Raw genomic sequence first — 6566 nt, 5'->3', positions numbered from 1 at the left:
ATGGATTTACGAAGATAACAAGATCTCGGACAAAGCGACGTATGTCTGGGTGAATGCGCTGGTCGAATTCTACGCAGCGGGCGACATCCTCGGCCTAAGCAGCTATTCGAACGTGCAGGCATGGCTCGAACGCGGGCTGGCGCGACCGGCTGTACAGCGTGGCCTGCGAATTCCTGCGAGGCCTGCATGGGGTCGTCTCAGAAAACGGAAAATAAAGCACGCTAAGCCGGTTGCAGCGGCCGTAGCGGCCTGAACTTGCCCGCGCCGATCTTGGCGCTGCTGCGCCAGAGGTAATCGCCGGTCAGGTTGATGTGCTCCCAGCCGAGCGGCGACAGGTACTGCAACAGGCCGTCATCGACGGCTTGACCGTGGCCACGCAAGGCGTTCGCGGCCCGCTCCAGATAGACCGTGTTCCATAGCACGATGGCCGCCGTCACCAGGTTGAGGCCGCTGGCCCGGTAGCGCTGCTGCTCGAAGCTGCGGTCGCGGATTTCCCCCAGGCGGTTGAAGAACACGGCGCGGGCCAGCGCGTTGCGCGCCTCGCCTTTGTTCAGCCCGGCATGCACGCGGCGGCGCAGCTCGACGCTTTGCAGCCAGTCCAGGATGAACAGTGTGCGCTCGATGCGTCCCAGCTCACGCAGGGCGACGGCCAGGCCGTTCTGGCGCGGGTAGCTGCCAAGCTTCCTGAGCATCAGCGAGGCCGTCGCCGTGCCCTGCTTGATCGAGGTGGCCATCCGCAGGATTTCATCCCAATGGGCGCGGACGTGCTTGATGTTGAGCGTGCCGCCGATCATCGGTTTCAACGCCTCGTAGGTGGCATCGCCCTTCGGGATGTAGAGCTTGGTGTCGCCCAGGTCACGAATGCGCGGGGCGAAGCGGAAGCCCAGCAGGTGCATCAACGCGAAGACGTGGTCCGTGAACCCTGCCGTGTCGGTGTAGTGCTCCTCGATCCGCAGGTCGGATTCGTGATACAGCAGGCCGTCGAGCACGTAGGTCGAGTCGCGCACGCCGACGTTCACGACCTTGGTGTGGAACGGCGCGTACTGGTCGGAGATATGGGTGTAGAACGTCCGCCCTGGGCTGCTGCCGTATTTCGGATTGATGTGGCCGGTGCTCTCGGCCTTGCTGCCGGTGCGGAAGTTCTGGCCGTCCGACGATGACGTGGTGCCGTCGCCCCAATGCCCGGCGAAGGGATGTCGGAACTGCGCGTTGACCAGCTCGGCCAGTGCCGCCCCGTAGGTTTCGTCGCGGATGTGCCAGGCTTGCAGCCAGGCCAGCTTGGCGTAGGTCGTGCCGGGGCACGATTCCGCCATCTTGGTCAGGCCCAGGTTGATCGCGTCGGCGAGGATCGTGGTCAGCAACAGGTTTTTGTCCTTGGCCAGGTCGCCTGACTTCAGGTGGGCGAAGTGCCGGGTGAAGCCCGTCCATTCGTCTACCTCCAGCAGCAATTCGGTGATCTTGACGTGCGGTAGGATCATCGCCGTCTGGTCGATCAGGGCCTGTGCGGTATCGGGCACCGCCGCATCGAGCGGCGTGATCTTCAGGCCCGACTCCGTGATGATGGCGTCCGGCAGCTCGTTGGCCAGCGCCATGCGGTTGACGGTGGCGAGCTGCGTTTCCAGCAGCGTCAGCCGGTCATGCAGGTACTGGTCGCAATCGGTGGCCACGGCCAGCGGCAATCGGTGGCCACGGCCAGCGGCAATTCGCTGGCCTGCTTGAGGCTGGCGAATTTCGCGGGCGGCACCAGGTAGTCCTCGAAGTCCTTGAACTGGCGCGAGCCTTGCACCCAGATGTCGCCGGAGCGCAGCGCGTTCTTCAGCTCCGACAGCGCGCACAGTTCGTAGTACGCCGGTCGATGCCGGTGTCGGTCATCACCAGCTTCTGCCAGCGCGGCTTGATGAACTCGGTCGGCGCGTCGGTGGGCACCTTGCGGGCGTTGTCGCTGTTCATGCTGCGCAGCACCTCGATGGCGTCGAGTACGTCCTTGGCGGCGGGCGCGGCCCGCAACTTGAGCACGTCGAGAAATTCCGGCGCGTAGCGGCGCAGCGTGGCGTAGCTCTCGCCGATGCGGTGCAGGAAATCGAAGTCCTCGGGTTGCGCGAGCCGCTGCGCTTCGGTGACGCTCTCGGCGAAAGCATCCCAGGACATGACGGCCTCGATGGCGGCGAACGGATCGCGGCCCGCTTGCTTGGCCTCGATCAGCGCCTGGCCGATGCGCCCGAACAGCCGCACCTTGGCATTGATCGCCTTGCCGGATGCCTGGAACTGCTGCTGATGCTTGTTCTTGGCGGCATTGAACAGCTTGCCCAGGATGCGGTCATGCAGGTCGATGATTTCGTCGGTGACGGTGGCCATGCCCTCGATGGCGAGCGCCACCAGGGTCGCGTAACGCCGCTGCGGCTCGAACTTCGCCAGGTCGGCGGGCGTCATCTGGCCGCCCTCGCGGGCGATCTTGAGCAGCCGGTTCTGGTGAACCAGCCGCTCGATGCCGGAGGGCAGGTCGAGCGCCTGCCACGCCTTGAGGCGTTCGATGTGTTCCAGCATGTGCCGCGAGTTCGGTTTGACCGGGGATTGCCGCAGCCAGGCCAGCCACGTCGTCTTGCCGTTGTCGCGGCGCTTGAGCAGATCGTCGAGGCGACGGCGATGCACGTCCGTCAGCGGCTCAGCCAAGGCGTCGTAGAGACGCCGGTTGGCGCGGGTAATCGCTTCGGCGCTCGCCCGCTCGACGGCGTTGAGGGCGGGCACAATGACCGACTGCCGCCGCAGGTGCTCGATCAAGGCTCTGGCCAGCACGATGCCCTTGTCGGTTTGCATGGCCAGCTCGGTCAGCAACTGGACAGCCTGCCGGTAGTGGCCAATCGTGAACGGCTGGAAGCCGAACACCGTTTGCAGCTCGACCAGGTGCTCGCGTCGGGTCTGCTCACGCTGCCCGTACTCGTCCCAGCTTTCGATGCCGACCTTGAGCTGGTTGGCGACCAGTCTCAGCAATGGCGGGAACGGTGGCTCATCAGCGCCAAGGATGACGCCGGGAAAGCGCAGGTAGCAGAGCTGCACCGCGAAGCCCAGCCGATTGGCCGGGCCGCGCCGCTGCCGGATGATGGAGAGGTCGCTTTCGCTGAACGTGTAGTGACGGATCAACTCATCCTTGGTGTCCGGCAACGCCAGCAGGCTTTCGCGCTCGGCGGCGGAGAGGATCGAACGGCGGGGCATGCGGTTTCCTTCTTCTTGAAAACGTAGGTTTGTGACAAGCCCGCCAAGGCAACCGGCGCGGCACGGGAATCAAGGCATTGCGATTCTCGAAAATAGTTCTTGAAATTCTATTCTTGATTGCATATCATCTCAACGAGTTTCGATAAGAAAGGATGCGCATGCGACCGTCTGTTGTGCTTGACATGAAGCGAAGCGCAGTGCGTGAAGCGGTAGGCCGCTTTCGCGCCGCGAACCCGCGCGTCTTCGGCTCGGTGCTGCATGGCACCGACCGGGATGGCAGCGACCTCGACCTGTTGGTCGATGCGCTGCCCGGTGCCACGTTGTTGGACTTGGGCGATTTGGAAGAAGAACTGAAATCGCTGCTCGGCGTTGACGTCGATCTGCTGACTCCCGGCGACCTGCCGCCGAAGTTCCGGGCCAAGGTGCTCGCGGAGGCGCAACCGATATGAGCGAGAACCGCCTGCCCGATTACCTCGACCACATTCAGCAGGCCGCAACCGATGCGCGCAGCTTCGTGGAAGGGATGGCCAAGGACGACTTCTTGGCCGACAAGCGCACCCAGCAGGCCGTCATCATGAGCCTGATCGTCATCGGCGAGGCGGCCACAAAGGTGATGGATGGCTACGTCGAGTTCACCCAGGCGCATGCCGACGTGCCGTGGCGCAGCATGCGCAATATGCGTAATCGCATGGCTCACGGCTATTTCGACATCAACCTCGATGTGGTGTGGGAGACGGTACAGGAATGGCTGCCGGCGTTGCTCCAGCAATTGCCCGCCGTGCGTCAGGATGCCGACGATGAAGACCGTAACGACAACTGTGAAAGAGGGATCTCCGATGACTGTTGAATCGAGAATATTTTCTGTAGCCGAGTATGTTCAGCCGTCCGAAGGCGAGCCTATTCGTTCCGTTGTGCTTGAAACCCGAGACTCAATTATCGTGGTTTGGCATGTCCATCCCGGGCAGGAAATTGCGGCTCACATTCATCCTCACGGCCAAGACACGTGGACTGTTTTGTCGGGAATGGCTGATTACTTTCAGGGCAATGGGATTGTTCGTGCCCTCAGGGAAGGTGAGATAGCCGTGGCAAGACCGGGCCAAGTGCACGGGGCGCGAAATACAGGTACCGAGCCATTTGTGTTAGTCTCGGTTGTGGCATCAGCCAATGCCGGTTTCGTATTGGCTGAGCGATAGAGCCCAATCTCTGGAGTTGGTCCAATGAGCGGTCGGGGAGATAGGTAACAGACATGCAGCGGACACGGCTGCTAAACCAGGTCGCAAACCTCCTTGCGTCGCAGCGTGCCGCAAGCGACGCGATCAATCGAATGGGGTCGGCATGAGACTGAACACCATCCAGTTCCCGACCGCGTAGCCGCCTGTCCTGCCGATCAGGTCTTGACCATCGACGCCTGGGATCAGTCCTGAATGTTCTTGGAGACCACTACGTTATGAGCCGCAGCCGCCGCAAAACACCCATCGTCGGGCACACGACCTGCGGCAGCGAGCGCGAGGACAAGAAGCTCTGGCATCAGCGCTGGCGCACCCGTGAGCGCACGGCGCTGACCAGCGCGTCGCCCGAAGCCCTGAGCGCCCATCTGCCCCTGCTGGAAAACCAGGCCAGCAGCGTCTGGTCGATGGGCAAGGATGGCCGCTCCTACTGGCCCGTCAAGCGCCAGGCCGCCACGGCGGATCGCATCGCCAATCACAAGGGACGCAACCCGCAAGAACGCGCCTCCCTGAAAAAGCGCCTGCTGCGCAAGTGGATGAGCAAATGAAGCTCTCCTTCCATCAGCACATTGCGCTGTTCTGGATGATCGGTGCTCCGGGCGTCTTCGCGCCCGTGATCGAGAACGCCAAGCGGCCCGATGCCGGCGCCGTCATGGCGTGGGGTGTCGCGATCGTGGCGGTGATGATCCTCTTCACCCCTTTGCTGCTGCGCTGTCCACCATTCCGGCGCTGGTATGGCCGGACGGATGCGCTGTCGGAGCGGCAGCGCCAGGCGCTTGCCGAGCGCGGCCTGCGCCGCTACTACCAGACCGCTTTCGATGACGGCTACGTGCCCCGCGTGATGCCCTACGTGTGGCGCATCATCTGGACGGTCGGCGGGTTGATGGCTGTGACCGCCGTACTGCCTACCAACACCGGACGGCCAGCCTTCGATGCCTTGGTGGTCTTCTCGACCTGGTATCCGATAGGCGTGATGCTGCTGGTTTTCGCGTCGAGGCCCCTTGGCCGGTTGATTCGCCAAAGAGCACAGGAGCGGCGGAAATGAGCACGTCAACCATCGAGGCGCTGGCCAGCGCCTGGGCAAGGATTGCCGAGGAAGCGGAATTCCCCGCTGACTACGAGGGGACTGCCACACCACAAGCGCATCGGGCTAGCGAAGCTATTCAGGAGCAGATTCGGGAGCGCATCGTCGCCACCAACGACATGCGGCTGTTCAGCCTGCTGCACCTGCTGGGTCAGGCGTCGCTGCGCATGGAGCAAGCGCTGTGGCCGGAGGATTACGAGCGGATGACGCGCGAGGTTGAGGAAGCCCTGCGGCAAGCCACCGACGCCAACGCCAGATCGTACACCCACGAAGAAGTGATGCAGGCGATGCAGGAACGCATCGACCGGGCGCGAGACAAGCCATGTTGATTGGCTATGCGCGCGTCTCGACGCAGGATCAGAACCTGGAGCTGCAACGCGAAGCCTTGAGCAAGGCCGGATGTAAAAAGGTCTTCGAGGACAAGGTGAGTGGCACGCGGGCAGACCGGCCTGGCTTGGCCAAGACGCTCGAAATGCTGCGCGAAGGCGATACTTTGGTCGTCTGGAAGCTCGACCGGCTGGGCCGGTCGGTCAAGCAACTGGTCGATCTGGTCGGCGATCTGCACAAGCACGGTGTCCAGTTCAGGAGCCTCACCGACTCCATCGACACCGGCACACCATCCGGGCGGTTCTTCTTCCACGTCATGGCGAGCCTTGCCGAAATGGAGCGCGAGCTGACCGTCGAGCGCACCCGCGCCGGGCTGGAAGTCGCCAAGCAGCTCGGCCGCAAAGGCGGCCGCAAGCCGAAGATGACCGACAGCAAGATCGAGTCGGCCAAGAAGCTGCTGGCCAGCGGGGTGCCGCCCAAGGACGTGGCCAAGAACCTCGGCGTGTCCATTCCGACGCTGTACCGCTGGGTGCCAGCCTCCACGCACGCTTAGCGTGCTTTATTTTCCGTTTTCTGAGACGACCCCTGCATGACCATTATCGCCGCATATTATTACAACGAAGGTAAGCGAGTCCGTGAAATCAGGCTCGATGAGCACGTCGAACTAAACGAGAATCGCTCGGGCTTCTGCTGGATCGCGCTTAGCGAGCCCACCGCAG

The 6566-nt window shown here is 62.9% G+C and carries 7 protein-coding genes and 3 pseudogenes; 9 read left to right on the top strand and 1 reads right to left on the bottom strand.

Annotation, left to right across the window (positions count from 1 at the left end):
* A pseudogene (locus tag JOE25_RS26380) lies at positions 1-253 on the top strand (hypothetical protein); the annotation flags it as partial.
* Here the strand turns inward: JOE25_RS26380 and JOE25_RS26375 are convergent.
* Positions 222-3210, bottom strand: a pseudogene (locus JOE25_RS26375) (Tn3-like element ISPa38 family transposase). The pseudogenes JOE25_RS26380 and JOE25_RS26375 sit on opposite strands and share 32 nt — an antisense overlap.
* A gap of 158 nt (positions 3211-3368) precedes the next feature.
* Between JOE25_RS26375 and JOE25_RS26370 the strand changes: the two are divergent.
* The 8 genes and pseudogenes from JOE25_RS26370 to JOE25_RS26635 all read left to right on the top strand — a co-directional run.
* Positions 3369-3659: a nucleotidyltransferase gene (locus tag JOE25_RS26370; RefSeq protein ID WP_001247892.1), complete on the top strand. Its 291-nt coding sequence runs from the start codon at positions 3369-3371 to the stop codon at positions 3657-3659.
* The gene (locus tag JOE25_RS26365; protein ID WP_001293886.1) at positions 3656-4057 is read left to right on the top strand and encodes a DUF86 domain-containing protein; all 402 of its coding nucleotides are present in this window, start codon (positions 3656-3658) and stop codon (positions 4055-4057) included. Before JOE25_RS26370 ends, JOE25_RS26365 begins: the two co-directional genes overlap by 4 nt.
* Positions 4047-4403, top strand: a complete 357-nt coding sequence (locus JOE25_RS26360) for a cupin domain-containing protein (protein WP_000215515.1) — start codon at positions 4047-4049, stop codon at positions 4401-4403. Before JOE25_RS26365 ends, JOE25_RS26360 begins: the two co-directional genes overlap by 11 nt.
* A 254-nt stretch (positions 4404-4657) precedes the next feature.
* The gene (locus tag JOE25_RS26355; protein WP_003100858.1) at positions 4658-4984 is read left to right on the top strand and encodes a hypothetical protein; all 327 of its coding nucleotides are present in this window, start codon (positions 4658-4660) and stop codon (positions 4982-4984) included.
* Entirely contained in the window at positions 4981-5481 is a 501-nt protein-coding gene (locus tag JOE25_RS26350; protein ID WP_003100856.1) for a hypothetical protein, read from the top strand. The genes JOE25_RS26355 and JOE25_RS26350 overlap by 4 nt, the downstream gene beginning before the upstream one ends.
* The gene (locus JOE25_RS26345; RefSeq protein ID WP_003100853.1) at positions 5478-5849 is read left to right on the top strand and encodes a hypothetical protein; all 372 of its coding nucleotides are present in this window, start codon (positions 5478-5480) and stop codon (positions 5847-5849) included. Before JOE25_RS26350 ends, JOE25_RS26345 begins: the two co-directional genes overlap by 4 nt.
* Positions 5843-6400 (top strand): recombinase family protein, encoded by a 558-nt coding sequence (locus tag JOE25_RS26340; protein ID WP_003100847.1) that lies wholly within the window; start codon positions 5843-5845, stop codon positions 6398-6400. The genes JOE25_RS26345 and JOE25_RS26340 overlap by 7 nt, the downstream gene beginning before the upstream one ends.
* A 36-nt stretch (positions 6401-6436) precedes the next feature.
* Positions 6437-6566: pseudogene (locus JOE25_RS26635) on the top strand (magnesium transporter); the annotation flags it as partial.

This window comes from Serratia sp. PL17, assembly GCF_017832355.1.
Lineage (GTDB): Bacteria > Pseudomonadota > Gammaproteobacteria > Enterobacterales > Enterobacteriaceae > Serratia.
The sequence above is the reverse complement of the archived record's forward strand: the minus strand, read 5'-3'. Positions and strand labels throughout refer to the sequence as shown.